We start from the raw sequence: 26021 nt of genomic DNA on the forward strand, positions 1-26021 counted from the left end.
CGAACTCAGAAGTGAAACGCCGTAGTGCCGATGGTAGTGTGGGTATTACCCATGTGAGAGTAGGGTGCCGCCAGACTTTTAAATTAGTGCGAGAGCCCAGCAGAGATGCTGGGCTTTTTTGCTTTTACGGTAATATAGATGATAAGTGACGCAGCGGGTCGATGATTTTGAAATTATTACCCCGTTTTAAATGTAGCTAGATATTGATTTACTAAGCACTATATTATTTATTATTTTTATAAAATAAGAAGATCTCAATTTCCTCTGTTTTTGCTAATCAAAAATTAAGTTATCTACTTTAATTTTCATTTTTATTCAACTTGTTTAGTCATATCTCAATTAATCTAGGTATTTATTATCGAGTTATACTTCTTGATTTATTAAATGTTTATTTATGCTTTATTTTCTATGTGGTTGTGATTCACTCAATATTTATAAATGGTAATATTAGCAAGCTAATTCATGTGTTTAATTGTTACTATAAAACATAATTATTATAATATGCTTTCTAGTATAAAAGGATGATCTATGGATATTTATCAATTATGTCAACGTTATAGCAATGGAAAGCGTTTCAAATATCTATATTTTTCGAGCCATAAACAGAAGGAACCCGCATCCATTATTACCAAGTCCTGTTTTTAGGGTATCCAAGTCATTTCAACATTGACGGTATTGATTATGCAACGGCTGAGCATTATATGATGGCAGAAAAAGCGAGATTATTTAACGATCAAAAGATGTTACAAGATATCCTAAATGCAAATAATCCTGGTTTGGCTAAAGCGCTTGGCCGTCAAATAACAGGATTTATACCTGAAATATGGGAAGAGCAGTGTTTATCTATCGTTATTAAAGGTAACTTAGCCAAATTTTCGCAAAATCAACAATTAGCTAATTTTTTACTAGCTACTCAACAACGTATTTTAGTTGAAGCGAGTCCAGTTGATAACATATGGGGAATCGGTTTATCCCAAGATGCACTGAATATTGATAATCCATTAACGTGGTGTGGCAAAAATTTATTAGGGTTTGCGCTAATGATAGTCCGTGAAAAATTATCTACGTGTTTTAAACACAGCTAAAAAAGCCCAATTAATATTGGGCTTTTTAATTCAATAATCATTAATTTTGTGCATTATTTTCTTGGGTGTTGGTTTCCGGAGTTTGTTCTGTTTGTGGTTTTTGAGTATTATCATTCAATTCAGGCAACTCACTAATAGAAACATGCACACTATATTGTTTTCCTTTTTCTTCAGGAAAAAATGTTGTAATTTTTTTGATGGTTTCTTCTGGATTATTGCTAGTAATTGTAATATCCAACAACGGTTTTTGGTGATTTAATGGTAAGTGGTTTTTACCGTGGAATGTTTTAGTATTTTGATTTGCTTCAGCTGCTGTATTTTCTGCTGATTTGATCGGTTCGTTGGCAAAAGCAGTTGAGGTTAATGTGATAAGTGCTAAAGATAATAGTGTTTTTTTCATATTTTCTCCTTAATAAAATAGCTGTTTTTACTTATTATTGATGAATATAAACAAGTAATTTGTGTTCATACTATACGATGTTTGGAGAAAATGTGATAGGAAAAAATAAGATACTAAACGCGTATAGACGGATTCTTTTGAGTAAAGAAAGCAATATTTTAATTAAAAATATTGCTTATCATAATTATTAACCTAAAAGTAGGGCATCGTCAGTGACTTTTTCGCCTCGTGTTTTTTCAAACATATCTAATAAATCAGTAACGGTTAGTTTATCTCGTTGTTCTCCTGAGACATCAAGTACCACCTGCCCTTGATGAAGCATCACTGTTCTATTACCATATTCTAAAGCTTGTTTCATTGAGTGTGTTACCATTATTGTTGTTAAACGGTTTTTAGAAACAATATCATTAGTTAGTTCTAAAACAAATTGTGCTGTTTTAGGATCGAGTGCAGCAGTATGTTCATCAAGTAATAATACTTTTGAAGGTTGTAATGTTGACATTAATAAACTCACTGCCTGTCGCTGTCCACCAGATAGCAAACCCATCATATCGGATAATCGATTTTCAAGCCCTAAATTTAAAGTAGCTAATTTGTCTTTAAATAAGATACGTAGTTTACGGTTTAGCGCTGGTGATAGGGTAAAACGATGTCCACGGTTGTAGGCAATAGCGAGATTTTCTTCGATAGTTAAATTCTCACAAGTCCCTACCATCGGATCTTGAAATACTCTAGCAACCATACCCGCTCTTTTCCATGCTGGCCAACGCGTAACATCTTGTCCATTTATAATAATACTACCTGAGTCAACAAATAAATCGCCACTAATTACATTAAGTAGTGAGCTTTTTCCCGCACCATTACTTCCTATAATAGTAACAAATTCTCCCTCACTAATATTAAGATTTAATCCGCGTAATACATGATTTTCAATCGGCGTACCCTGATTAAAAGTTAATTGCAATTCTCCAACTTTAATCATGTTTACTTCCTCTTTTCTTTGAATGCTTTTTTAGCTGTTTAGGTAGAACTAAAGCAAGCACAACTAATATTGCAGTAATAAGATTTAAATCTTCTGTACCTACACCTATATTTTGTAAAAATTCGTTACTTAGGGCAAAGGCAATAAATAATCGATACAAAATAGAACCAAAAATAACCGCAAGCATGACAGCCCAAATGCGTTTAGTTGGAAATATACTTTCACCAATGATAATAGAAGCAAGTCCAATAACAATTGTTCCCACACCAATGGTGATATCAGAACCCCCTTGAGTTTGCACAAACAACGATCCACCAAGTGCAATTAGACCATTTGATATAGCCATGCCTAAAATAGTTATCCCTCCTGTCGGAATACCTTGAGATTTGGCCATTCTTTGATTTGTTCCGGTTGCTCGTAATGCTAACCCCATCTGTGTGTTTAAAAATAAATTTAGTATTATCCAAAACACAATGACAAATCCTAATACCATTAATGGTTGGACGATATATTGATTACTGTAATCTTCGGTAATGAAAGGCGAAAATATTGTTCTAGCATCCAATAAAGAGAGGTTAGGCGAACCAGCCATTTTAGGTGTTTCACCCATGATATAAGGTCCAATACCTAAAATTCGTAAATTGATCGAGTAAAGTCCAATCATAACAATAATACTAGAAAGTAACTGTAATATATTGAGTTTGACATACAGTATGCCTGTCATTGCACCTGCAATACAACCAGCAAACATACCTAATAACGTAGCTATCCAAGGATCGATACCGATATAGATACATAATCCACAAACAGCACCGCCAAGTGGAAAACTGGCATCGGCAGTAAGATCAGGAAAATCAAGTAAACGGAATGAGATAAATACACCTAAACTAACCAGTGCATAAATAAGTCCAATTCCAATTGAGCCTAATAAAAATTCAAAAGACATGAAAACGATCCATTAAAAGTAACCGCCAAAGTTGGCGGTTAGGTGTTGAAAGAGTAAAAAATTATTTTTCGACAACTTTTGCTGCAGATTTTAATACATCTTCAGATAATGTCACGCCTTGGCGTTCTGCAGCTTTTTTATTAATTGTTAATTGGGTAACATTACCAATTTGAGGTGGAATATCACCTGGTTTTTCTCCATTGAGTATACGAATGACAATTTTACCAGCTTGTCGACCTAGATCGTAATAACTCATACCCAAAGCGGCAATCGCGCCTCGCTCAGCAGAATCGGGATCGGATGCCAATAAAGGAATTTTACTTTCATTAGCAACTTTGGCTAAAGCTTCATAAGCGGAAACAACATTATTATCGGTTGTTGTATAAATCATATCAACTTTACCCTTTAAGCTTCTAGCTGCAGTTGAGATATCAGAAGTCCGCTGGGCTGGGGCGGCAATAATTTTCATTCCGCGTTTATCTAAAGCCACTTGCAATGCTTTAAGAACAATTGTTGAGTTCACTTCACTTGGGCTATAAACGTAACCAATATTTTTTGCATCAGGTTTAATCTTTAACATCATTTCTATTTGAGAATCTAATGATAGCGCGTCAGATACACCTGTGACATTTGTTTTTGACGCTTCCCAACTTGGCGTTAATTTTGCAGCGACAGGATCGGTAACTGCTGTGAAAACAATCGGAATCGTTTTCGTTGTTGCAACTAACGCTTGCGAGCTAGGTGTGGCAATTGCGACAATAGCATCGGGTTTACTTGCAGCAAACTGTTTAGCAATTTGGGCAGCATTAGCACTACTACCTTGTGCGCTGGCAAATTGTAATTTCAAGTTTTTACCTGCAATATAACCACTCTCTTTTAATTCATCTTCAACCCCTTTACGAACATTGTCTAATGCTGGGTGTTCAACAATTGCAGTGATAGCAACGTATTTTTGTTCATTTTGTGGCTCTGCCGAAGATAAAAAAGCGACTGCCGATAAACCGAGTAGCATACAAATTTTTATAATAGAATTACGCATATGAGTACTCCTGTAATATTTTTTTTACAACCAAACTGAATATTCAGTTACTATAAAGCAAAACTGAATAAATATCTACACTGAAAAATAGTTATGAGTGTAAATATTTCATTACAAGTTAAGTGCAAAACTTAATTATTTTCTCTAATCTTAGTTATTATCTATAGATGATGATTAATTATATATGTTACATTCTATATTGAATATCAATGAGTTTTTGCATGATTATTGCTCACTATAGTGAGCAATATTGTGAAGAAATTTATTGTAGGAATTAGCTATTGCCCAATAACTTTATAAGCAGATTGGATAACGTCGGTTGGTAACGTAATGCCTTGTTTTTTAGCCGCATCAAGGTTAATCACTAACTGTAATGCTTGCCCTATTTCGGGAGCAATGTTACCTGGTTTTTCGCCCTTTAATATTCTAACCACAAGTTTTCCCGATTGTCGACCAACATCGTAATAACTCATACCATAAGCGGCGACGGCTCCTCGCTCTATGGCATCAGGAAATGATGCTAAAAGTGGAATTTTATTTTCATTCGCAAATTTAACTAACGACTCATAGGCTGAAACGACATTGTTATCGGTAGTTGTATAGATTAAATCAACTTTACCTTTTAACGTATTTGCGGCTGTTGAAATATCTGCTGTTCGCTGTGCGGGAACTGCAAAAAGTATCATATTTTGTGCGGCTAGCTGTGTTTGAAGATTTTTTAATACAACAGTTGAGTTAATTTCACTTGGGCTATAAATATAACCAACTGACTTCATGTTAGGAACGATCTTCTTCATAAAATCAATTTGTGGTCCAATTTCTTGGTAATCAGAAACACCGGTAATATTGGTACCTGTAGGCTGCCAATTTTTAACTAATTTAGCTGCAATCGGATCGGTAATGCCAGCAAAAACGATTGGGATTTGTTTAGTCGCTGCCGCAGTTGCTTGGGCACTAGGTGTGGCAATAGCAACAATCACATCAGGTTTTGCCGCGACAAATTGCCGTGCTATTTGAGCTGCTGTTGCACTGCTACCCTGTGCACTTTTATATTGCACAGTTAAATTCTCATTTAATTTAAAGCCACTATTAGTTAACTCATCTTTTACACCATCACGAATTTGATCTAATGAGGGATGTTCAACTATCGCGGTAATAGCTACATTTTTTATCGAATCGGCAAAACTAAAAAAAGGCGTAAGTAAAAACAATATTATCAATAAAATAAAGCGCTTCATAAAATACACTCATCAACTAGTACAATAGTGTCATTCTAGCGTTATTAATAAAAAAAGTTAAGTTGTATTTATAAAATCCTCAAAAATGTAAGTTATATTAGAAATCTAGCTTAGATAACTTTAATGAATAACGCTTTTACACTTGGTTTTTTATTGGGCAAATATAAATGGGTTTATCCCACTTTTGGCATATCCTTCTTCTTCAGTTTTAATATCTAATATTAAGGAAGCAATATCGTCAGCAACGATTTCAATGTGAGGATCTTTATCTTGATCTAAAATTTTTAAGTAACTGTGACAAGCATCACAACACTCCGTTTTTGTTGCAGCTAATTCATTATCTAATGAAAAGTATTGAATATCTTTCATATTGTCACAGCTAGTACATTTTATTCTAGGTACATACCATTCGCTTTCACATAAACTGCAATGTAAATATCGTAAACCATTATTACTACCTAATTGGATAATACTGGCAACAGGCATACTATTACAGACTGGACATAGCCAATTTTTATCTGTGCTTTCTGCTATCGCTTTACCTTTAACTTGGCTGGCAAGTTGGCAGTAATAAACCGATAAAGCAGACCAGATAAATACTGCTTCATTCCCTGCTACACATTCAAACTCACCATTGAGTAAATGAAGTGCTTTTTCTTGTAATTGTTGTGTACTATTTTGTTTCAGCTGGTGTATAACTGAAGTAACTTGTTCGGTTGTGTTAGTCATTAGCGTGAATAACTGATTTAGATAATCTTGCCAAAAGGTCGATAAAGGAAGATTGGCTAAACTTAATGGCGGATATTCACTGTTTTTGATGTTTACAATCTCAATATTAATTGGATTGTGTTTAACTAAATTAGCTTGTTGCTCAGCTATTGCTGCACAAAAGTTAAGATAATCACTGAATGTGCTTTTTGCGGCTAACTCTTTTAGTCGTTTTGCACGACGAATATACAGTGTTTTAGGTGAGGGATAAAATAATAATGGAATTTGCCTAATAACAGAGTTTATAGTTTGTTGTTCAAGTTGCTGCTGAGGGATGATTTTAATACTCATTATTAATGACCATAATTATTATTTTATCTAAATCTTAATGCCAAATTAGCTTATTCCGCTGATCAGTATCAGCGGAGATTAGGCGTTTAATCTACAAAGTTTTATTAAGCGGGCTTTTGTTCTATTTTAGTCGATTGAGCTTCTTTAGCTTCGGTACTTGTTTTAAGTTCTTCTTGGTATATTTTTGACATTTCTGCTTCATACCAAGATGAATGATTTTTTCGTGCCCAAGCACGTGAAACGTAGCCTGTTATCATTCCTTTAATCGAACCTTTAACCCAAATTGCCATATAAGCATGACCAATAGCAAGTAAGATTAAACAAATTGCCGCAAAAGAGTGGAAAAAGATAGCTAAACGAACAATTGGTATTGGAAAGTAATCAGAAACATATCGGCGCCACATGATCATTCCTGTCACAAATAACACAAAAATTAAACTCATAATGCACCAAAATAGAAACTTTTGACCCACATTATATTTGCCAATAGGAATACCTTCTTCTTTACCCATAATCACTTTTTTGAAGTTTTTTATCCAGATAAGATCATTCTTATTAGGAATATTATGGTGAGCCAGTTTTACAAACATAAACATTAAAAGGACAAACACAATACAGCCAATAATTGGGTGTAATGCCCTAACTAATTGCGGGGTACCAAGCACTAATCCAAATAATTTTATTGAAGGAAAAAATAATGACAGTCCAGATAGTGCAGTTAAAATAAACAGACATACCATACACCAGTGACAGAAGCGAACAATAAGTGGTGTTCTAAGTATCATGCCTTTCTTATTCATGATGGCTCTCCTGTTGTGATGAATTTGCTGTATTTTTTCGTGAAAAAGCTGGCAAACCTAGTCGTTTTCGGGCTTGTGCATCAGCCTGTTTTTCATGTTCAATGTCTTCTTCATCCACTTCAATTGCGCCAACACCCATATAATGGAACAATAAACCTCCAAATGTTGCAACAAACGCAGCAGCTGAAAGTGGCTTCCATGCACCTTTCCAGAATTTAACAACTTCGCTAATATGTGGATCTTTTGGTAAACCATGGTATAGCTCAGGTTGATCAGCATGATGTAAGACGTACATAACATGAGTTCCCCCTACACCTTGAGGATCATAAAGACCTGCGTGTTCAAAACCGCGTTTTTTCAAATCTTCGATTCGATGTTCTGCATGGCGAATCATATCTTGCTTTGTACCAAAATGGATAGCGCCAGTTGGGCAGGTTTTAACACAAGCGGGTTCTTGACCAACCGCTACGCGATCGACACATAAAGTGCATTTGTAAGAATGATTATCTTCTTTACTGACCCGAGGAATATTAAATGGACAACCCGCCACACAGTAACCACAACCAATACAATGCTCTGATTGAAAATCAACAATTCCATTCGCATACTGTATGATTGCACCTTCAGATGGGCAAGCTTTTAAACAACCAGGATCGGCACAGTGCATACAACCATCTTTACGAATAAGCCATTCAAATTTACCATTGACTTCAACTTCTGAATAGCGCATTACCGTCCATGCTTTAGGTTCTAAATCTGCTGGATTATCATATACGCCGACAGTATGACCAATTTCGGCTCGCAAATCATTCCATTCGCTACAAGCGACTTGACATGCTTTGCAACCAATACACGTAGTTACATCAATTAATTTAGCCACTTCTTGTTGATAATCTCGAGCTCGTGGAGCCGGAGTTAATGCATTTGTTGCAGAGCGGCGAATAATATCTTGAGTTTGTAATGACATAATTTTCCCTCCTTTTATGCCGCAGTGGTAACTTTCTCGATATTGACTAAGAATGATTTATATTCTGGAGTTTGTGAATTAGCGTCACCTAAATGTGGCGTTAATTCATTCACTAAAAATCCTTTCTTAGTCTGACCTGTGAATCCCCAAACGATCGGAATTCCAATGGTTTCGATTTCTTTACCATCAACAGTCAATGTTGGAAGGCGCTTAGTCACAACCGCTTTAGCCTTAATATAGCCTCGGTATGAAGTGACTTTTACGGTATCGCCAAGTTTAATACCTTTTTTATTGGCTAGATTTTCACTCAGCTCTATAAATTGTTCAGGTTGAGTAATTGATGCTAGTCTTGCATGCTGAGTCCAAAAATGAAAATGTTCGGTAATACTATAAGTCGTACCCACATAAGGAAATTGTTCAGCATTACCTAATCGCGCTAAATCCTCTTTAAATGCACGAGCCACAGGACTACTAATTTGACTTGGGTGCAGAGGATTGGTCGTAATAGGTGTTTCAAATGGTTCATAATGTTCAGGGAATGGTCCATCAACTAGTCGATTTAAGCAAAATAGTCCACCTAAACCATCATTATTCATGATAAAAGCACCCGCACCAGTGCTTGGTGATAAGGTTGCGGTAAAGTCAGGTACATCATTTCCTACCCAACTTGAGCCATTCCATTTGACTAAAACGCGTTTAGGATCGTAAGGTTTACCATTTTCATCTGCTGATGCGCGGTTATACAAGACTCGTCGATTCATTGGCCACGCCCAAGCCCAACCAGCATGAACGCCTTTACCTGATGGATCGCTAGGATCGCGTCTTGCCATTTGGTTACCTTGTTCTGTCCAGGAACCACAAAAGATCCAAATACCTGAAGACGTAGTTCCGTCGGCTTTTAATTGGGAAAAACCGCTTAATAACTGGCCTTTTTTAAGTATGACATTGCCATTAGCATCGGTTAAATCTGCTAATGCTCGACCATTACACTCCTTGGATAACTCTTCGGCAGCTGGACCTTCAGGGTCTTGATAATCCCAAGTTAAATTATCGATAGCTTCATGGTACGCACCACCTTCTTCGGCATATAGCTCTTTTATTCTTAAGAAGATACGTGCAATAATTTCTGGATCATATATTGCTTCATAAGGTGGTCTTGCCGCTGCCCAATGCCATTGTAACCATCGAGAAGAGTTTACAATGGTGCCATTTTCTTCTGCAAAGCAGTTTGATGGTAATCTAAAAACTTCTGTTTGGATTTTACTTGGATCGACATCATTAGATTCACCGTGGTTTTTCCAAAATTCGGCTGTCTCTGTTGGCATTGGATCAATGCTTACCAAAAATTTTAGATTGGATAAACCTTCACGAATACTGTTTTTATCAGGTAGCGCTGCAAGTGGATTAAACCCTTGACAAATAAAGCCATTAGCTTGTTTATCACGCATCATCTTACTAAATCTTAAAACATCATACGTTTTGTCCCACTTAGGCAACCAATCAAAACCCCAATCGTTCTCTTTTGTTGATTTATCGCCGTACATTGACTTCATAAAACTGACAAAGAATTTTGGATAATTGCCCCAAAAGTTAACTTCGCTCGGACCAAGCGGTTTGGGTGTTTTTTCTTCTAAATATTGTGCGAGCGTGATTTGTGATTCTTTTGGTAAATCAAGATAAGCAGGTAAACGGTTAGATAATAAACCGACATCAGTTAAACCTTGAATATTGGAGTGACCACGTAAGGCGTTAATTCCGCCGCCCATTACACCAATATTACCTAAAATAAGTTGTATCATAGCTGCAGTGCGGATAATTTGTGAACCATAAGTATGCTGAGTCCACCCTAAAGCATATAAGAACGTCGCAGCTCTATCATTAGTTTTAGTACTGGCTAAAGATCGGCAAACATGTAAAAAATTGTCAATAGGACTGCCGGTTACTTTATTGACCATTTCAGGTGTATAACGACTAACATGTTGTTTTAATAGGTTCCAAACACAACGAGGATGACTCAGTGTTTTATCCCTGAGGGCATAACCATTTTCATCTTTTTGATAGGCCCATGTTGTTTGATCGTATTGGCGGTTAGATGAATCATAACCACTAAATAAACCGGTATTGGTATCAAAATTGAAATCATCGCGTACGAGTAAACTTGCATTACTGTGGGTTACCAAATATTCAAAGTTGACTTCGTTATGGGTAATTAAATAATTAATCACACCCAGTAAAAATGTGATATCTGTTCCTGAACGAATTGGGACATAATGGTCAGCAACAGAAGCCGTTCGATGAAAACGCGGATCGATGGCGATCAGTTCTGCTCCGTTAGTAATTTTGGCTTCAATAGCCCATTTAAATCCAACTGGATGGGCTTCAGCTGCATTTCCCCCCATGACAATAACGACATTTGCGTTTTTGATATCATTCCAGTTATTTGTCATTGCGCCGCGTCCAAAAGTGGCCGCTAGGCTTGATACAGAAGGACCATGACAAACCCTTGCTTGGGTTTCAAGGCTTAACATGCCTAACGCACGCGCCACTTTAAAAGCTAACCAACCCGTTTCATTGCTTGCTGCCGATGTGACAAGCCAACCGGTAGTTGTCCAGCGATTAACCGTTGTACCTTTCTCATTTTTTTCGATAAAATTTTTATCTCGGTCAGCTTTCATCAAACGCGCAATGCGATCAATGGCTTCATCCCAACTAATACGTTGCCATTTATCTGAGCCCGGTGCGCGATATTCCGGATATTTAACCCGTTGCTCACTTTTAATATAATCAAGGACACCGGCACCTTTTGGGCACAGTGAACCACGACTAACAGGATGATCAGGATCGCCTTCGATATGAAAAATAGACGATTCGGCATTTTTGGCGCCATCTCCACGGCTGTAGAGTAACATTCCACATCCAACCGAACAGTAGGTACAATTATTACGCGTTTCTTTTGATTTGATTAATTTATATTGGCGAGTTTGTGCGAGTGCTACAGTTGGCGCTAATCCGAGTGTAGCTACCGTTGTTCCTGCCATACCACCAGCACAGATCTTAAAGAACTGTCTACGGTTCAATAGCATATGAACTCCTTAAAAAAGCTGACATTACATTATTTGATTTATTATGTTTGAGGCTATAAACATCCCTATTTATACTAATAATAATCGTTTATTTAATAGAAATAAAGGAAAAAACGGAAATGAACTGACAAAGTTTGACATAGGTCAAAAAAGACAAAAATAAAGGTTTTAAGCTTAGTAAAAAAGATATAAAAAAATTATTTTTTGAAATAAGCTTCAGAAAAGTATTCGATATAAATCTTTATTTTTACTTAATCGTAATCATTGATTTTCTGAAACTTATTGACTATTTTATTGAGCTACTAAAGGATTTATCTCATCTATAGTTTGCATCACTCTTGCCGTAATCAAAGGTTTAAGCGTTTCATGCATAGTGGCAATTTTAGCTAAATTAGCACCACCTTGATCATCTAAATAACCTTGTTCACGTAGTGAGCTGACTAATGTAGCAAATACGCCTTTATCAAAAAATTCTGGGGCATTAATACCATGTAAAACCGATAATCTTTCGGCAATAAGCCGCCCTTCTTTTTCTAAAGTAGCACGACTAATAGACGGATCTTTTTGTAACAAAGAAAACGCAATCATATAGCGCTGCAAAGTATCTTTTGAGGATGAAGCAAGTAATTGTAATGCTGACATTTTTAAATAATTTAAGGTTAATTTATCAGGTGAATAACTAATTAAATTTAACTCAGCGTAAGTTTCAATGATTTTATTCACATATTGAGTAAGTTGTTCATCATTATGATAAAGAAATAGCTCTGATTTGATTAACGGGAATAATAATTTGATTTGATTAATCACTTCTTCTGAAGAAATCCGATTATGCTTTATTAAAATTCTGGCAACTAACGCTGGGATGATTAGCAAATGCTGGATGTTATTACGATAATACGTCATTAGCACGGCTTGCTCTGTTGTTAAGCCAACCATTTCACCCACTTCATCTGTTGTAATCACAAATTTTCCCATTTCTTTAGCGTGTTCAAACAGCTCTTCTGGCGTTTGATCGGGAATGGTTATCAAATCGGAATAAGGGATTTTCTTTAACAATTTTAGAAGATAGTCGATGTGTTCAAGTAGTCTGACTTTAGTTAACGCTCGTTGATCTGCGGCCAATAGTATTGAACAACATAAATTCATCGCATTAATTGCTGCTGACGCATTAATCCGTTCCATAATTTGCTTGGCGAGTAAATTGGTTGTAGGCGTTAACCAGTTAGGGCGGACTGTGCCTGTTGGCTCGATTGCGTCACGCCACTCAGGTATCTGTTGGTTTAAAAATTGATTAAGCAAAATAGGGTGACCAAAGTTGACATAGCCAAAACCTAACTTTTTCAATTTTAAGAAAGCTTTAAGTGTATGCCATAAGCTTTCTTTTTCTTTTTGTGCGCCGCGTAGTTCATTGGCGTAAGTTGCGACTTCTAAAACATGTTCATAACCTATATACACAGGTACAACCGTAATTGGTCTTGCATCACCACGTAACAATGTTTGTACTGTCATCATTAACATGCCTGTTTTAGGATCAAGTAATCTACCTGTACGTGAGCGTCCACCTTCAATAAAATATTCAACAGCGTAACCACGGATAAACAGTTCGGCTAAGTATTCTCTAAACACTGCTGTATATAACTTATTTCCTCTAAATGAGCGACGAATAAAAAAAGCGCCAAGTCGTCTAAATATTGGACCTGCAGGCCAGAAATTCAGGTTTATACCCGCTGCTATGTGAGGCGGGACTAATCCTTGTCGGTAAAGTACGTAGGAGAGTAATAAATAATCCATATGACTACGATGACAAGGCGCATAAACAATCTCATGCCCATTTTGTGCCAGTTCACGCACAGGATCTGCATTGGTGACTTTCAGTCCTTGGTAAAGTTTATGCCAGGCCCAAGTAAGAACAAAGTCTGTTACTCTGAGCATACGATAAGAAAAATTAGCGGCAATTTCGTTTAAATTGGCTAATGCATTTTTTTTAGCTTTATCTAAGCTAATATTTTTACTTTTTGCTTCTTCTTGTATCGCATCGGCCAGTCTTGGACTATTTAGTAACTTATTTAGCATCTGTTGCCGAACGGGTAATTTGGGACCAACTGATGCCATTCGTAATTTTGCAAAATGAATACGTGCTACCCGAGCTAGCTTATGTGCTAAAACAGAAATATCCTGTTTTTCATCAAATTCAATAGTCTTAAGTGAAACTGTTTTAGAAAAACGAGTATAACAATCACGCCCAGAAATAATAATCTTAAACAATTTATAGGTTGCACCTAATACTTGTAGTGAAGGCATTTTTTTGCCTTCTTTGTCTGGTCGGCGCCCAAACATAACCGAAACGGGCAACATTTGTATATCAAGATTAGGATTTTGTTGATGAGCCGAAATATAATCTTTTAAAATTTCGATGGTTTTATTTTGTTGGCGATTGGATGCAAAAATACCAGGACCTTTGTCGATATAAATGTAGGCTGGTACAGTTTTACCATTAACCTCTATACTATCTAAAGGGTCGGGTAGCTTATATTGTAAGCATAGTGACCGAACTACCATTAAGTCGATTTGTGAATTATACGGTAGTACATATAAAACAGGTCGGTGCGTATCTAAACCTAGTTCTGTAATTGGATCTGTTGGAATCGGTTTACTTTTGACAAAAAGTTTCACTAGGATCTGGATAAGAAAAAAATAAGCTTTTGTCCACCAAGAGAACATAAAAAAATAAACCTCATACTTTTGTGTTATTGATATACTTTAATCTCTTTAATTTTTAACTTATCAACCAAACTTAAAATAAGTATGTTGTTGGTAAAGCTAAATAATGCATCTTTAACACCAGAAAAGAGCAATGTATTGAGTATATACTTGTTAGCATTTTATCGTTAGTTAATTTGCACAATCTTTAGACCGTATTATTTTAATAACTTAAAAGATAAGTTATAACGATATTATCCAGTATTATAAATATTTATTAATCATGACACTACGAATAAATTGATTTTTTGTTATTACTTATTAAAAACAATGTAAAATTTGCCCCTATCTTTATGAAGCTAGGTAGTCTAAGTGTCTGCTATTCATAGGAATGAATCTTACATTTTATTGCATAATGGAGCTATTGTTTACAGCGATATAACACATCTAAGATATAACGCAATTGTTTAACATCAAGCTGTCCGGGGGCTGATGCATTTTTAGCCGCACCAAATGTCATTGCTGAACCAAATATTGTGCCAGCTATTCGGCTAATTGCGCCAAGACCAGCCATTGACATAGTGATAATTGGTTTAGTAGCATACATTTCATTCATTTCGGTGGTGGCGGCAAGAAGTGTTAATACATCTTCAGTCTTTTTGGGCATAACCGCAATTTTAGGGATATCTGCACCTAAATCTTGCATTTTACGTAATCGATAAATAATACCGCTTTTAGTTGGTGTTTTTTCAAAATCGTGATTTGAAGCCACAACAAAGACATTATTTTTATGGGCAACATCGATAATTTCTTTAACATAGCTATCACCAATAAACACCTCAACGTCAATTAAATCAACTAAACCGCTTGATGCCATCGTTTTATTTAACTCAACATAAGCGCTTAACGGCCAAGGTTTTACCCCCCCTTCATTTGCAGTTCGAAAGGTAAATAAAATCGGTTTATTTGGTAATAAATCAGCCATTTTTTTTGCCATGGCCTTTACCGAGTCGAGATTATCAACGTGACAATAATGATCGGCACGCCATTCTAAAACATCAAAATCGATATCTTGTAGATAGGTAATTTCTTCAAGCAGTTCTTCTTCAGTTTTACCAACTAGTGGCACAATGATTTTAGGGGCACCTTTACCTATCTCTATATTTTTTATAGTAATTGTTTTCATGTCATATCCTATTAGCAATAAATTTTTATTAATAGAAAGTAATAATGTATCGCTTTTCTTTGATATTAAGTCAGATAGCAATTTGAAGCTCAATAAATTGATACTATTTTTTTTTAGTCATTTAAATCGTTATAATTAGCTAGTAATTCAATCCAAAAAAAATCTTGCTATCTATTAATCATTAAATCCCATTTTCTCTTTTACATACTCAATGGGGGCATCCTCACCCGTCCAAATTTTTATTTGAGCAGCACCCTGCCATAACATCATGCCAATACCATTTAAGGTTTTACAACCTTGTTTTTCAGCAATTTCTAATAATTTGGTTTTGCGAGGGCTATAAATACAATCAGTGACGACAAGCTCAGGCCTTAGTAGAGTAGGGTCGGTTATTAAACTCTGTCCTTCTAGTGGTTTCATGCCAACCCCAGTCGCATTACATAGTACGGCACTATCAGCTATTGCTTTACGTAATTGCGTTTCATTGGCAAGATCAAAAACCTGAACTTTACACTTGGTGTTTTCATTCAATTTTTTAGCAACAGTTTCAATTTTAGCATAGCAATCATCTTTTTGATTGAAGATAGCAATCTCATTTACTCCGTCGAGCGCTGCTTGAACCACAATTGCTGTTGCTGCACCACCTGCTCCAAGTATTGTCATTTTTTTGCCAATAACATCAACCCCAGCTTCTTTGAGCATGCGCATATAACCAATACCATCTGTGTTATAACCGGTCAATACACCATTATCATTAGAAATAGTATTACAAGCGCCACTCATTTCAACAGCAGGAGTCAACTTATCCAAATAGTTACAAACCAATTGTTTATTTGGCATAGATACAGCGCTACCACGTAATCCTAGTGCACGAAGCCCTTTTATAGCATCGGCTAGCTTTTCTTGATCGACTTCAAAAGCTAAATAGACATAAGGAATATCCAATTTAGAATAAATGGTATTTTGCATTTGAGGGGATAAGCTGTGACGAATAGGATATGCCATTAAACCAATCAGTAAAAAATGACCGTCTATATTACTTCTCATTAGCAACACTCCATAACAAACTTTTGTAGATCGCAGAACTTAATTTTTAAATAGAGTAAGTAATCAATTCTATTACCTAGGTTTTTATCTTGTACAATTAAAACTGCATTAAACACCATTATAACTGGATTGAGTGACAATGATAAGAAAGTTATTTTATAACACATTGAATAATCGGTATCTTATTGTGCGCTAATAACCAATTTAATGTATTGTACTTTATATTGAAAAGTTAATTTATATAAATGATAAATTTTATGAAATTATTGCGCTGAGCTTATACCGATTATTTTATCGCTTAGCCATTATTGTCGAATCTCAACAATCATTTATAGTCGATTCTGTAACGTGTCGAATGTTATCAATAATTGTATAAGTTTGATAACTGATGCTTAAAATCAAAGAGTTAAATTAACCAAATTGAAAAAAATCGTTGATTAATTAAGCTAGTCTTTTTAAGTTAAGCCTATCATAAATCGTTAAAACTAAGCGCAAATCTACATTGCTACTGTTAAATCTGCTAATTAGTGAGTGTACACTATCAATTGCACTTTCAGTATCGATCACCTAAAATGCTAAGCTTTCCTGATTAACCGAAAATCTTTTTATGAATATAGTGCTTGATTTGTTTTCGTCCATAAATGCAGTTGTTGTCGCGGTAGTTTGCATGTTAATTTTATCGCTCTGCCGTGTTCATGTCGTAATTAGTTTAATTATTGGGGCATTTATAGGTGGGCTATTTAGTCATTTATCATTAAAAGAAACCATTGATGCCTTTAATACCGGTATTAGTAATGGTGCTAATATTGCCCTATCTTATGCCATGCTTGGTGCCTTTGCGGTTGCAATATCAAAATCAGGCTTACCAGAGTTATTGGCCGATAAAGCTATTGAGCAGCTGACATCAAGCAGTGCGAAAACCCGAATTAAATGGTTATTAATCATTATTATTGCATTAGTAAGTATTTCCTCACAAAATGTTATTCCTATTCATATTGCCTTTATACCACTTTTAATTCCACCACTTTTATATGTTATGTCACGTTTGCAATTAGATAGACGAATGATTGCTTGTATTATGACATTTGGTCTTATCACACCTTATATGTTTTTACCCGTAGGTTTTGGCAACATCTTTTTAAATCAGATTTTATTAAAAAATATTATCTCATCAGGTATGGATGTGAGCCATGTCAACGTCATGCATGCTATGGCAATACCTGCTCTAGGTATGTTTATCGGTTTATTATGGGCGATTTTTGTCAGTTACCGAAAACCTCGTGAATATAAAATTATTCGCCAAGAGACCAATTTATCCGCGTTAAATAATCTGAATAAGCGTTCACTTTTTGTTTCACTTTTAGCAATAGTGCTATCGTTTAGTATCCAACTTTATACTGGCTCAATGATTCTAGGCGCCTTAATTGGTTTTATTTGTTTTATTGTATCAGGCACAATTAAATGGGGCGAAGCCGACGGTGTTTTTACTGATGGTATAAAAATGATGGCAATGATTGGTTTTGTGATGATTTCTGCACAAGGTTTTGCCGAAGTTTTAAAACAAACTCACGAAATTGAGCCTTTAGTTATTAATAGTGCAGCTTTATTTGCTGGCAACAAAGTGATAGCCTCATTTATGATGATGTTAGTCGGATTAGTGATTACATTAGGTATTGGCTCTTCATTCTCAACTGTGCCAATTATTGCTGCTATCTATGTACCACTTTGTGTTCAACTTGGTTTTTCACCGATTGCAACAGTCTGTTTAATTGGTGCATCAGGCGCTATTGGCGATGCTGGTTCTCCTCCATCTGATACTATCTTAGCAACCTCAGCTGGGCTTAATAGTGACGGGCAGCACGACCATATTCGTGATAGTGTTATTCCAACTTTCACCCATTTTAATATCCCCTTATTTATTGCGGGTTGGGTGGGTTCATTAATTTTATAATAAGTCGCTCTCTAATTGAGCAAGGTTATTCTCTTGTATGAATAAAAAATTATACCCTAACATTCGTGCAGTTTGTGCACAGGTCATTTTCAATGTATTGGAAGGTGGGCAATCACTCAATACAGCGTTAACTGCTGAACATGATAAAATAGCTGATAAAGATCGTAGTTTAGTTCAAGAGATTTGTTTTGGGGTAATGCGAGTATTACCGGAGCTCAATTTTTATATTCATCATCTCATGGCTAAAGTTATGACTGGCAAAAATAGCGTTTTGCATTATCTATTATTCGTCGGGATTTACCAGATTCTTTATACCCGTATTCCTGAACATGCCGCAGTTGGTGAAACGGTCAATGCGGTTAATGTTTTAAAAAAATCGTCACTAAAGGGTTTGATTAATGGTGTATTACGTGAATTTTTACGCCAACAAGCCTCGTTACAACAAACTTTTAGTCAAAGCAGCAAAGAGCAAACAAGCCGAACATTACACCCAAGTTGGTTAGTTAATCGCCTTAAGCAAGCTTATCCTGATAAATGGCAAGCAATTATTGCTGCTAATAATCAAAAACCACCTATGTGGTTGCGTGTTAATCAAAATCACTATTGTGTAGCTGATTACCAGCAACGATTAGCTGACATAAACATTGAATCACAAGTTTATCCATCAATGCCAAGTGCATTACAGATAATTACACCGGTTAACGTGAACAAATTACCTTCTTTTGAAGACGGTGCGGTAACGGTACAGGATTTATCTGCCCAATATGCCGCTTACTTATTGGCACCTCAAAATGGTGAACAGATATTAGATATGTGCGCAGCACCAGGCGGTAAAACTACGCATATTTTAGAAATAGCGCCACAAGCCCACCTATTGGCTGTTGATGTTGATGCTAATCGAGCAAAACGTATTGAACAAAATTTGCAACGTTTAAAACAGCACGCCGAAGTCAAAGTAGGTGATGGTTTAACCCCTGAAAAATGGTGTAAAGGACGAATTTTTGATCGCATTTTGCTTGATGCACCTTGTTCGGCAACAGGGGTGATTCGGCGACATCCTGATATCAAGTGGTTACGTCGTGATAGCGATATTGCTCAATTAGTTGCGTTACAGTACGCTATTTTAACTCAAATTTGGCCCTATTTGAAAATAGGGGGAACCTTAGTCTATGCTACTTGTTCAATCTTACCAGATGAAAACAGTGCACAGATCACGCGTTTTCTCAATGAATATCGTGATGCCCAATTACAAGGTGAAATTAAACAACTACTACCAAGTGAACATGGCGGCGACGGCTTCTTCTACGCGGTATTGCAGAAAATTTAACGCTTAAAGGTGAGCGCTGTTTTTTGCTCATAGATAGGGTCTTTAGAGTTTATGATAAGAAATAAAGCTTTTTATGACTTATTATGCTCAACTGAGCATAGTGATTTATTTCCTATTTTATTGACGAGAAAGGCTTTATCTTATTGGTTAATTTTTTGAGAAGATAAAAAATTACAATCGCACACAAAAATGGCACACCCAAAATTACCCACAATCCAGCGGGATCAAATTCACCGTCAGCTAAAGCAATACCCGTATAATTAAGAAAATCATCAATCACGTAAGCAAGCTTTTCGAGCAAACGAAATGTTGGTTTTGACAAAAAAACCACTGCTTGACAGATAAGATAGATCGCTATGAATACGAGAATCGAAGGTAAGCGTTTTCTAGGTTGGTTTGATGTTATCATATTGATATTATTCGTATGTAAATTTTGCATCATTTAAAACAATTAAACTCAACTCACCATTTAATAATAACGACGAGATCAAAGTGTTAATTGTACTAAACGTTAATTTTAACAGATGTTAACCGTTTAGCAAGGTGATGGTAGATGATTGTTTTTTCTATTTTTAAAAAGGATTTTTTACTTATAGATATAGCAAATTGTGATCGTTATTTCTATTGGGATTTTTTTAGTAAAAATACCTGAGTAAAAGAATTTTGAGCTAAATAACAAGGCAAGGTTAAACTATTTTTATTAATCAAACTGGGATTGATAGTTTTTGTAGTATTAATTAAATCAAACAGATTAACGCATCACATAGGATGATATATATTATTAATACATATCATCCTTTACCGATTAGCTGTATTTTTTTATTCTTTGAGCTAACTGTTTTGAATGTTCTAAGGCATTTGCTTTTATTTCACTTTCACCTTTCATAATTGGAGAAACACCATAGAGTAATGCCGGTGGAAGATATTCCATTTGTGTGTAGCGTGCTGAAACCTTAACCGATTCAAGTAAATTTTTGATTAAATCGGCGCTATATTCTTGAAAATTTTGCTCAGCTTGCCCAATTGTTAAACTTGGTAATAACTTTTTACCTTTTAATTTATCGCCTTGCGAGCCATAAGCAAATTGGTAGGTTAATACCTGATCAAACCATATTTTAAGTATTGCTGGCATGTTAAACCAATACATAGGGTATTGTAAAACGATAAGATCATGCCTCAGTAAAGCGGCTTGTTCCTCTTGTACATTGATTTTGTAATCTGGATAAAGTTGGTGAATATTACGAATTTCTAAATCCGTAATCTGTTTTTGCAATGATTCTATAATGGTTTTGTTTGCAATAGATTGTTCAATATTGGGATGACCTAAAATAATTAATGCCATGATGATTCCTTTTGGATTTATACTATAAAAATATGAGTGACTATTATTAGTTTATGCCTTAATAGGTTTATGGCAATATCTATCAAATTAGATAGTTATAAACTTAAAGCGTTAGGTAGTTAAATGGAATTAGACAAGCAAAGCACTGTAAAAACTTATAACAATAAAACGTATTATTGCCCTATCAGTTTAGCGATGGATTTAGTTGGTGGAAAATGGAAAGGGGTGATACTTCATTATTTACTTTCTGGCGAAAAACGCTTTAGTGAATTAAAAACCATCATCCCAGAAATTACCGATATGACATTAAGTCTTCAACTTAAAAAGCTTGAAGAGGATGGCTTAATTACTCGCACTGTTTTTGGGGATAAACCGCCATTAAAAGTGTTATATAGATTGACCCCACAGGGTGAACGGATACGTCCTGCATTAGAACAACTTTGCTTGTGGGCATTAACGCTATGACATCCTATAATGATATGGGTAAGTATTAAAATGGTTTTGATAAATTGAAATTCAACCAAATACAATTATCAAACTTAAAAAGGTAAAGACACTTTGACGAATTTAATTTATGTTTAGATACTGAATATAAAACACCTTACCCATTTGGACAATCTTTTTTAGATATGATAAATTCTGGCTTCGTTTCACGTTATAAAGATTTTCTGATATGGCTTACACACTTACCTACAATGATTTACCTGAAAATATTCAATCTTGGCAAGGTTTACCGCTATCTTTGAATGGATGCGAAGTGGTACCCCTTGACTATAATGCGGGTAAAACAGGTTGGATTATTTATGGCAAAAAATTAAATAAAACTGTTTTATCAAAATTCCAAAACCAACTTGCTATGCCCATGGTAATTGTGTCATCGTGGAAAATTAAAACATATCAGATCGTTAGAATTGCGGGAGTTATGCCTAAAAAGGCTAAATCCATTTCATTGGCTTTAAATATTGATGTTGCGCCCATTGATAATTTGCCATCATTACATTCACCGGGACTACTTGTTATGGATATGGATTCGACCGCAATTGGTATTGAATGCATTGATGAGCTGGCTAAATTACAGGGGGTTGGTGAACAAGTGGCTGCTGTGACGGAACAAGCCATGCGTGGCGAACTTGACTTTGCTACAAGTTTACGTAAAAGAGTAGCAACACTTAAAGGTGCCCAGCAAACTATTTTGCAACAGGTGAAAGACACGTTACCTCTTACGCCAGGCTTATCTTATTTAGTGAGAGAATTACATAAAAAAAATTGGCATGTTGCAATCGCTTCAGGCGGCTTTACCTATTTTGCTGATCATCTAAAACAAAAGTTAAAGTTAGTTGATGCTTATGCCAATGAGTTAGAAATTAAAAACGGTAAATTAACGGGTAAGGTTATCGGGCCGATTGTTGATGCAAAATACAAAGCCAGAACCTTACAGCATTTAGCGACATCACTAGATATTCCAATAGAGCAAACTGTTGCTATCGGTGATGGTGCTAATGATCTAATGATGCTTCGTATAGCGGGTCTTGGTGTAGCTTATCATGGTAAACCCAAAGTGGTGGAAAAAGCACGGATTAGCATTAATTATGCGGATTTAACCGGATTGTGGTGTATTTTATCAACCAGTTTATTAAGTGAAGGTTAGGAGAAGAGTTTGGCAAAAACAGTAAAGCGTGCTTATGTCTGTAATGATTGTGGTGCTGACTATCCTCGTTGGCAAGGTCAATGTAGCGCTTGTCATGCATGGAATACTATTACGGAAGTTAGATTAGCCAGTACTTCATCACGTAATGATCGATTATCCGGTTATGCTGGTGGTGCAGGACAAGCTAAAATCCAAAAATTATCTGAAATTAGTTTGGAAGCGCTACCAAGATTTTCAACTGGATTTTCTGAATTTGACCGCGTACTTGGTGGTGGAGTTGTCCCTGGCAGTGCTATTTTAATTGGTGGTAATCCCGGAGCAGGCAAAAGTACGTTATTACTGCAAACCATGAGCAAGCTTTCTACGCTAATGAACACGCTGTATGTAACTGGTGAAGAATCATTGCAACAAGTTGCTATGCGTGCACATCGATTAGGATTACCCACCGATAACATCAATATGCTGTCTGAAACCAGCATTGAACAAATTTGTTTACTGGCAGAACAGTCACAACCTAAATTAATGGTTATTGACTCTATTCAAGTTATGCATCTTGCTGATATTCAATCTTCACCCGGTAGCGTCGCCCAAGTGCGTGAAACCGCTGCTTATTTGACTCGTTTTGCCAAAACTAAAGGTATTGCCATTATTATGGTTGGTCATGTGACTAAAGATGGATCACTAGCTGGACCAAAAGTGCTTGAACACTGTATCGACTGCTCAGTTTTATTAGATGGTGATGCCGATTCTCGCTTTAGAACACTACGTAGTCATAAAAATCGTTTTGGTGCGGTCAACGAGTTAGGTGTATTTGCCATGACAGAACAAGGCCTAAAAGAGGTGAGTAACCCATCAGCAATCTTTTTAAGTCGCGGTGATGAAATGTTACCCGGTAGCTCTGTTATGGTGCTATGGGAAGGAACAAGACCTTTATTGGTTGAAATTCAAGCCCTTGTTGATCACTCAATGTATGGTAATCCAAGACGAGTTACTGTAGGGCTAGAGCAAAACCGATTAGCACTATTACTTGCTGTTTTACATCGTCATGGTGGGTTACAAATGGCTGATCAGGATATTTTTGTTAACGTTGTTGGCGGGGTAAAAGTCACTGAAACTAGCGCCGATTTAGCATTAATTGCTGCATTGGTATCGAGTTTTCGTAATCGCCCATTACCACAAGATGTGGTGATTTTTGGCGAGATTGGCTTAGGCGGCGAAATACGCCCAGTACCGAGTGGACAAGAACGAATTGCTGAAGCTGCAAAACATGGTTTTAAAAAAGCGATTGTACCTTTTGCCAATATGCCTAAAAAGAAGCCTGAAAATATGCAAGTTTTTGGCGTCAAAAAAGTCTCAGAAGCGTTAGATATTTTAAATGATTTTTGACCGTTAGGTTAATTAAAACAATGGTCTACCGACATCTTAATTAGATAACAATCCAGAGTTGTTGGTAGATTTGTTGATTACAAATAAAGTCATTATTGAACTAATTTATCAGTCACTTTAACACTAACAACTAATCCCTAGTTGTGATGATTACTCTTTTTAAATGTTAAAGTGACCTACAAATTATGTTTTTTTATTTTATTGGCTCAGTTAATAACAGATTTCGTAACAAGGTTTATATGCAGTACCACCAGGTAACTTCATGCGGTCTTGTTTAACAAAACTACGCAGTAAATTATCAAGTTGTGTCATGATCTCTTTATCGCCTTGCAATTTATAGGGACCATGCTCGGCAATCTGTTTCATACCAAACTCTTTTACATTACCTGCAACAATACCAGAAAACGCTCGGCGCAAATCAGCAGCTAATAATTCAACTGGCTGATCTTTATGTAAATTGAGCGAAGCCATGTTTTCGTGTATTGGCTCAAATGGGTGTTGTAGCGATTCATCTATTTTTAATAGCCAGTTAAAGCCGTAAGCATCGCCAGTAGCTAAACGCGAAGCTTTCACTTGTTTTACCCCTTCTTTCATTATACGAGCAACTTGTTCTGGCGAATCAATGACAATTTGATAAAGTTTAGTTGCTTCATCACCTAAGGTATTGCGAATAAAACTATCAATCGCAGCAAAGTAGTCTTCGCACTCTTTGGGACCGGTTAAAATAAGAGGGAGTGCTTGATGTTTATTTTCTGGATTGAGCATAATACCTAAAATATAAAGCAATTCTTCAGCGGTGCCAGGCCCACCTGGAAAAATAATAATACCGTGAGCAATACGTACAAAGGCTTCGAGTCGTTTTTCGATATCCGGCATAATAATGAGTTCGTTAACTAACGCATTTGGTGGTTCTGCCGCGATAATTGATGGTTCGGTTAGGCCGATAAAACGGCTATCTTTATAACGTTGTTGAGCATGGCCAACAGCAGCCCCTTTCATTGGCGCTTCCATAATGCCTGGTCCACAGCCAGTGCAAATATTAAGTTCACGCAAGCCAAGTTGCATTCCTACTTGTCTGGCATAGTAATATTCACTTTCGTTAATTGAATGGCCCCCCCAACAAACAACCAAATTGGGCTCTTCGCCGACATGTAATGCGTTAGCATTACGTAAAATAGAGAAAACCAGATTGGTGATATAAAATGAGTGATCTCTATCCAATTTAACATTAGACACTAATTGTTTAACGGCACTGATTTGGCTATTTAAAAAGAGAATATCGCGCAGTACAGCAAAAAGATTGGCTTGAATAGAGCGAATCATTCGTTTATCGACAAAAGCACTTTCGGGCGCATCAATTAACTCTAATTTCACCCCGCGTTCTTTACTAATTACATTAATTTCGAACGATTTAAATCTATCTAATAACTCTTTGGTACTATCGGTTTTACTACCCGCATTAAGGGTCGCTAAAGAACAATTTCTAAATAATTGATAAAGCTCACTATTAGCAGATTTTTTTAACATATCAACTTCAGCTTGCGCAAGCAAATCCATTGATCCTAACGGGCTAATATGGGTAATCATTACCACCTCCATTTGACGGTTTTATCGACAAAAAATCATTATATATTCAACCAGAACTTTTAATAAGTAAAGTTAAGAATAATGTAATATTCTAATAAATTGATATATCCTAAAAGGTATAAGTAATATTGATATAAATTAGATTTTTATAATATGATGATTAAATTATCAATTACATAGATTAAGTCATAAGGAAATGTGACAATTATGAAAAAAGATTTTTGTTTACTTAAAGGCACTGTCAGTAA

Annotated in this window: 20 protein-coding genes and 1 pseudogene; 6 read left to right on the forward strand and 15 right to left on the reverse strand. The window is 35.9% G+C overall.

Annotation, left to right across the window (positions count from 1 at the left end; genetic code table 11):
- Positions 1-528: 528 nt before the first annotated feature.
- Positions 529-1085 (forward strand): annotated as a pseudogene (locus tag J3U63_RS10415) (NADAR family protein).
- Positions 1086-1125: 40 nt separating this feature from the next.
- Here the strand turns inward: J3U63_RS10415 and J3U63_RS10420 are convergent.
- The 12 genes from J3U63_RS10420 to J3U63_RS10475 form a co-directional block, all read right to left on the reverse strand.
- Positions 1126-1485 carry a hypothetical protein gene (locus J3U63_RS10420; RefSeq protein WP_267334106.1) on the reverse strand — a complete coding sequence of 120 codons (360 nt, stop codon included), beginning with the start codon at positions 1483-1485 and terminating at the stop codon, positions 1126-1128.
- Between the two features lie 187 nt (positions 1486-1672).
- A complete protein-coding gene (locus J3U63_RS10425) occupies positions 1673-2467 on the reverse strand; it encodes an ABC transporter ATP-binding protein (RefSeq protein ID WP_267334107.1) in 795 nt (264 codons plus the stop codon).
- The gene (locus tag J3U63_RS10430; RefSeq protein WP_267344516.1) at positions 2460-3413 is read right to left on the reverse strand and encodes an ABC transporter permease; all 954 of its coding nucleotides are present in this window, start codon (positions 3411-3413) and stop codon (positions 2460-2462) included. Before J3U63_RS10430 ends, J3U63_RS10425 begins: the two co-directional genes overlap by 8 nt.
- Before the next feature lie 61 nt (positions 3414-3474).
- Positions 3475-4452, reverse strand: a complete 978-nt coding sequence (locus tag J3U63_RS10435) for an ABC transporter substrate-binding protein (RefSeq protein WP_267334109.1) — start codon at positions 4450-4452, stop codon at positions 3475-3477.
- Between the two features lie 278 nt (positions 4453-4730).
- Entirely contained in the window at positions 4731-5690 is a 960-nt protein-coding gene (locus tag J3U63_RS10440; RefSeq protein ID WP_267334110.1) for an ABC transporter substrate-binding protein, read from the reverse strand.
- 150 nt (positions 5691-5840) lie between these two features.
- Positions 5841-6749 (reverse strand): formate dehydrogenase accessory protein FdhE, encoded by a 909-nt coding sequence (fdhE, locus tag J3U63_RS10445; protein ID WP_267344517.1) that lies wholly within the window; start codon positions 6747-6749, stop codon positions 5841-5843.
- A gap of 104 nt (positions 6750-6853) precedes the next feature.
- The gene (locus J3U63_RS10450) at positions 6854-7549 is read right to left on the reverse strand and encodes a formate dehydrogenase subunit gamma (RefSeq protein ID WP_267334112.1); all 696 of its coding nucleotides are present in this window, start codon (positions 7547-7549) and stop codon (positions 6854-6856) included.
- The gene (fdxH, locus tag J3U63_RS10455) at positions 7542-8516 is read right to left on the reverse strand and encodes a formate dehydrogenase subunit beta (protein WP_323849464.1); all 975 of its coding nucleotides are present in this window, start codon (positions 8514-8516) and stop codon (positions 7542-7544) included. Before fdxH ends, J3U63_RS10450 begins: the two co-directional genes overlap by 8 nt.
- A gap of 14 nt (positions 8517-8530) precedes the next feature.
- Positions 8531-11599 (reverse strand): formate dehydrogenase-N subunit alpha, encoded by a 3069-nt coding sequence (gene fdnG, locus J3U63_RS10460; protein WP_267344519.1) that lies wholly within the window; start codon positions 11597-11599, stop codon positions 8531-8533.
- Positions 11600-11890: 291 nt separating this feature from the next.
- Positions 11891-14320: a glycerol-3-phosphate 1-O-acyltransferase PlsB gene (plsB, locus tag J3U63_RS10465; protein ID WP_267371441.1), complete on the reverse strand. Its 2430-nt coding sequence runs from the start codon at positions 14318-14320 to the stop codon at positions 11891-11893.
- A 400-nt stretch (positions 14321-14720) separates the two neighbouring features.
- Positions 14721-15485, reverse strand: a complete 765-nt coding sequence (gene aroD / locus J3U63_RS10470; RefSeq protein ID WP_267334115.1) for a type I 3-dehydroquinate dehydratase — start codon at positions 15483-15485, stop codon at positions 14721-14723.
- 174 nt (positions 15486-15659) lie between these two features.
- The gene (locus tag J3U63_RS10475) at positions 15660-16532 is read right to left on the reverse strand and encodes a shikimate dehydrogenase (protein ID WP_267334116.1); all 873 of its coding nucleotides are present in this window, start codon (positions 16530-16532) and stop codon (positions 15660-15662) included.
- 607 nt (positions 16533-17139) lie between these two features.
- On the opposite strand from J3U63_RS10475, the gene J3U63_RS10480 reads away from it, so the two are divergent.
- A complete protein-coding gene (locus tag J3U63_RS10480; RefSeq protein ID WP_267334117.1) occupies positions 17140-18483 on the forward strand; it encodes a Na+/H+ antiporter family protein in 1344 nt (447 codons plus the stop codon).
- Between the two features lie 37 nt (positions 18484-18520).
- Positions 18521-19810 carry a 16S rRNA (cytosine(967)-C(5))-methyltransferase RsmB gene (gene rsmB, locus J3U63_RS10485; protein WP_267334118.1) on the forward strand — a complete coding sequence of 430 codons (1290 nt, stop codon included), beginning with the start codon at positions 18521-18523 and terminating at the stop codon, positions 19808-19810.
- 112 nt (positions 19811-19922) lie between these two features.
- Here rsmB and J3U63_RS10490 read toward each other — a convergent pair whose 3' ends face one another.
- Positions 19923-20132, reverse strand: a complete 210-nt coding sequence (locus J3U63_RS10490) for a hypothetical protein (protein WP_267348907.1) — start codon at positions 20130-20132, stop codon at positions 19923-19925.
- Positions 20133-20615: 483 nt separating this feature from the next.
- Positions 20616-21152, reverse strand: coding sequence for an NAD(P)H-dependent oxidoreductase (locus J3U63_RS10495; protein WP_267334120.1), 537 nt, complete (start codon positions 21150-21152; stop codon positions 20616-20618).
- Positions 21153-21275: 123 nt separating this feature from the next.
- On the opposite strand from J3U63_RS10495, the gene J3U63_RS10500 reads away from it, so the two are divergent.
- The 3 genes from J3U63_RS10500 (at position 21276) to radA (ending at position 24186) form a co-directional block, all read left to right on the forward strand.
- Positions 21276-21617 carry a winged helix-turn-helix transcriptional regulator gene (locus J3U63_RS10500; RefSeq protein ID WP_065799233.1) on the forward strand — a complete coding sequence of 114 codons (342 nt, stop codon included), beginning with the start codon at positions 21276-21278 and terminating at the stop codon, positions 21615-21617.
- Positions 21618-21825: 208 nt separating this feature from the next.
- Complete coding sequence (gene serB / locus J3U63_RS10505; protein ID WP_267334121.1) at positions 21826-22800, forward strand: phosphoserine phosphatase; 975 nt, start codon at positions 21826-21828, stop codon at positions 22798-22800.
- Positions 22801-22809: 9 nt separating this feature from the next.
- The gene (gene radA, locus J3U63_RS10510) at positions 22810-24186 is read left to right on the forward strand and encodes a DNA repair protein RadA (RefSeq protein ID WP_267371443.1); all 1377 of its coding nucleotides are present in this window, start codon (positions 22810-22812) and stop codon (positions 24184-24186) included.
- 210 nt (positions 24187-24396) lie between these two features.
- On the opposite strand, the gene ppnN is transcribed toward radA, so the two are convergent.
- Positions 24397-25773, reverse strand: coding sequence for a nucleotide 5'-monophosphate nucleosidase PpnN (gene ppnN, locus J3U63_RS10515; RefSeq protein ID WP_065634073.1), 1377 nt, complete (start codon positions 25771-25773; stop codon positions 24397-24399).
- Positions 25774-26021: the final 248 nt, after the last annotated feature.

It is taken from the genome of Gilliamella sp. B2838, assembly GCF_026536185.1.
Classification (GTDB): domain Bacteria; phylum Pseudomonadota; class Gammaproteobacteria; order Enterobacterales; family Orbaceae; genus Gilliamella.

Coding starts and splice junctions, on each gene's coding strand:
- J3U63_RS10420 (WP_267334106.1), bottom strand. CDS start 1,485: ATGAAAAAAACACTATTATCTTTAGCACTTATCACATTAACCTCAACT.
- fdxH (WP_323849464.1), bottom strand. CDS start 8,516: ATGTCATTACAAACTCAAGATATTATTCGCCGCTCTGCAACAAATGCA.
- fdnG (WP_267344519.1), bottom strand. CDS start 11,599: ATGCTATTGAACCGTAGACAGTTCTTTAAGATCTGTGCTGGTGGTATG.
- J3U63_RS10500 (WP_065799233.1), top strand. CDS start 21,276: ATGGAATTAGACAAGCAAAGCACTGTAAAAACTTATAACAATAAAACG.
- rsmB (WP_267334118.1), top strand. CDS start 18,521: ATGAATAAAAAATTATACCCTAACATTCGTGCAGTTTGTGCACAGGTC.
- J3U63_RS10495 (WP_267334120.1), bottom strand. CDS start 21,152: ATGGCATTAATTATTTTAGGTCATCCCAATATTGAACAATCTATTGCA.
- J3U63_RS10450 (WP_267334112.1), bottom strand. CDS start 7,549: ATGAATAAGAAAGGCATGATACTTAGAACACCACTTATTGTTCGCTTC.
- J3U63_RS10480 (WP_267334117.1), top strand. CDS start 17,140: ATGAATATAGTGCTTGATTTGTTTTCGTCCATAAATGCAGTTGTTGTC.
- aroD (WP_267334115.1), bottom strand. CDS start 15,485: ATGAAAACAATTACTATAAAAAATATAGAGATAGGTAAAGGTGCCCCT.
- J3U63_RS10430 (WP_267344516.1), bottom strand. CDS start 3,413: ATGTCTTTTGAATTTTTATTAGGCTCAATTGGAATTGGACTTATTTAT.
- serB (WP_267334121.1), top strand. CDS start 21,826: ATGGCTTACACACTTACCTACAATGATTTACCTGAAAATATTCAATCT.
- J3U63_RS10425 (WP_267334107.1), bottom strand. CDS start 2,467: ATGATTAAAGTTGGAGAATTGCAATTAACTTTTAATCAGGGTACGCCG.
- J3U63_RS10440 (WP_267334110.1), bottom strand. CDS start 5,690: ATGAAGCGCTTTATTTTATTGATAATATTGTTTTTACTTACGCCTTTT.
- J3U63_RS10435 (WP_267334109.1), bottom strand. CDS start 4,452: ATGCGTAATTCTATTATAAAAATTTGTATGCTACTCGGTTTATCGGCA.
- plsB (WP_267371441.1), bottom strand. CDS start 14,320: ATGTTCTCTTGGTGGACAAAAGCTTATTTTTTTCTTATCCAGATCCTA.
- ppnN (WP_065634073.1), bottom strand. CDS start 25,773: ATGATTACCCATATTAGCCCGTTAGGATCAATGGATTTGCTTGCGCAA.
- fdhE (WP_267344517.1), bottom strand. CDS start 6,749: ATGAGTATTAAAATCATCCCTCAGCAGCAACTTGAACAACAAACTATA.
- J3U63_RS10475 (WP_267334116.1), bottom strand. CDS start 16,532: ATGAGAAGTAATATAGACGGTCATTTTTTACTGATTGGTTTAATGGCA.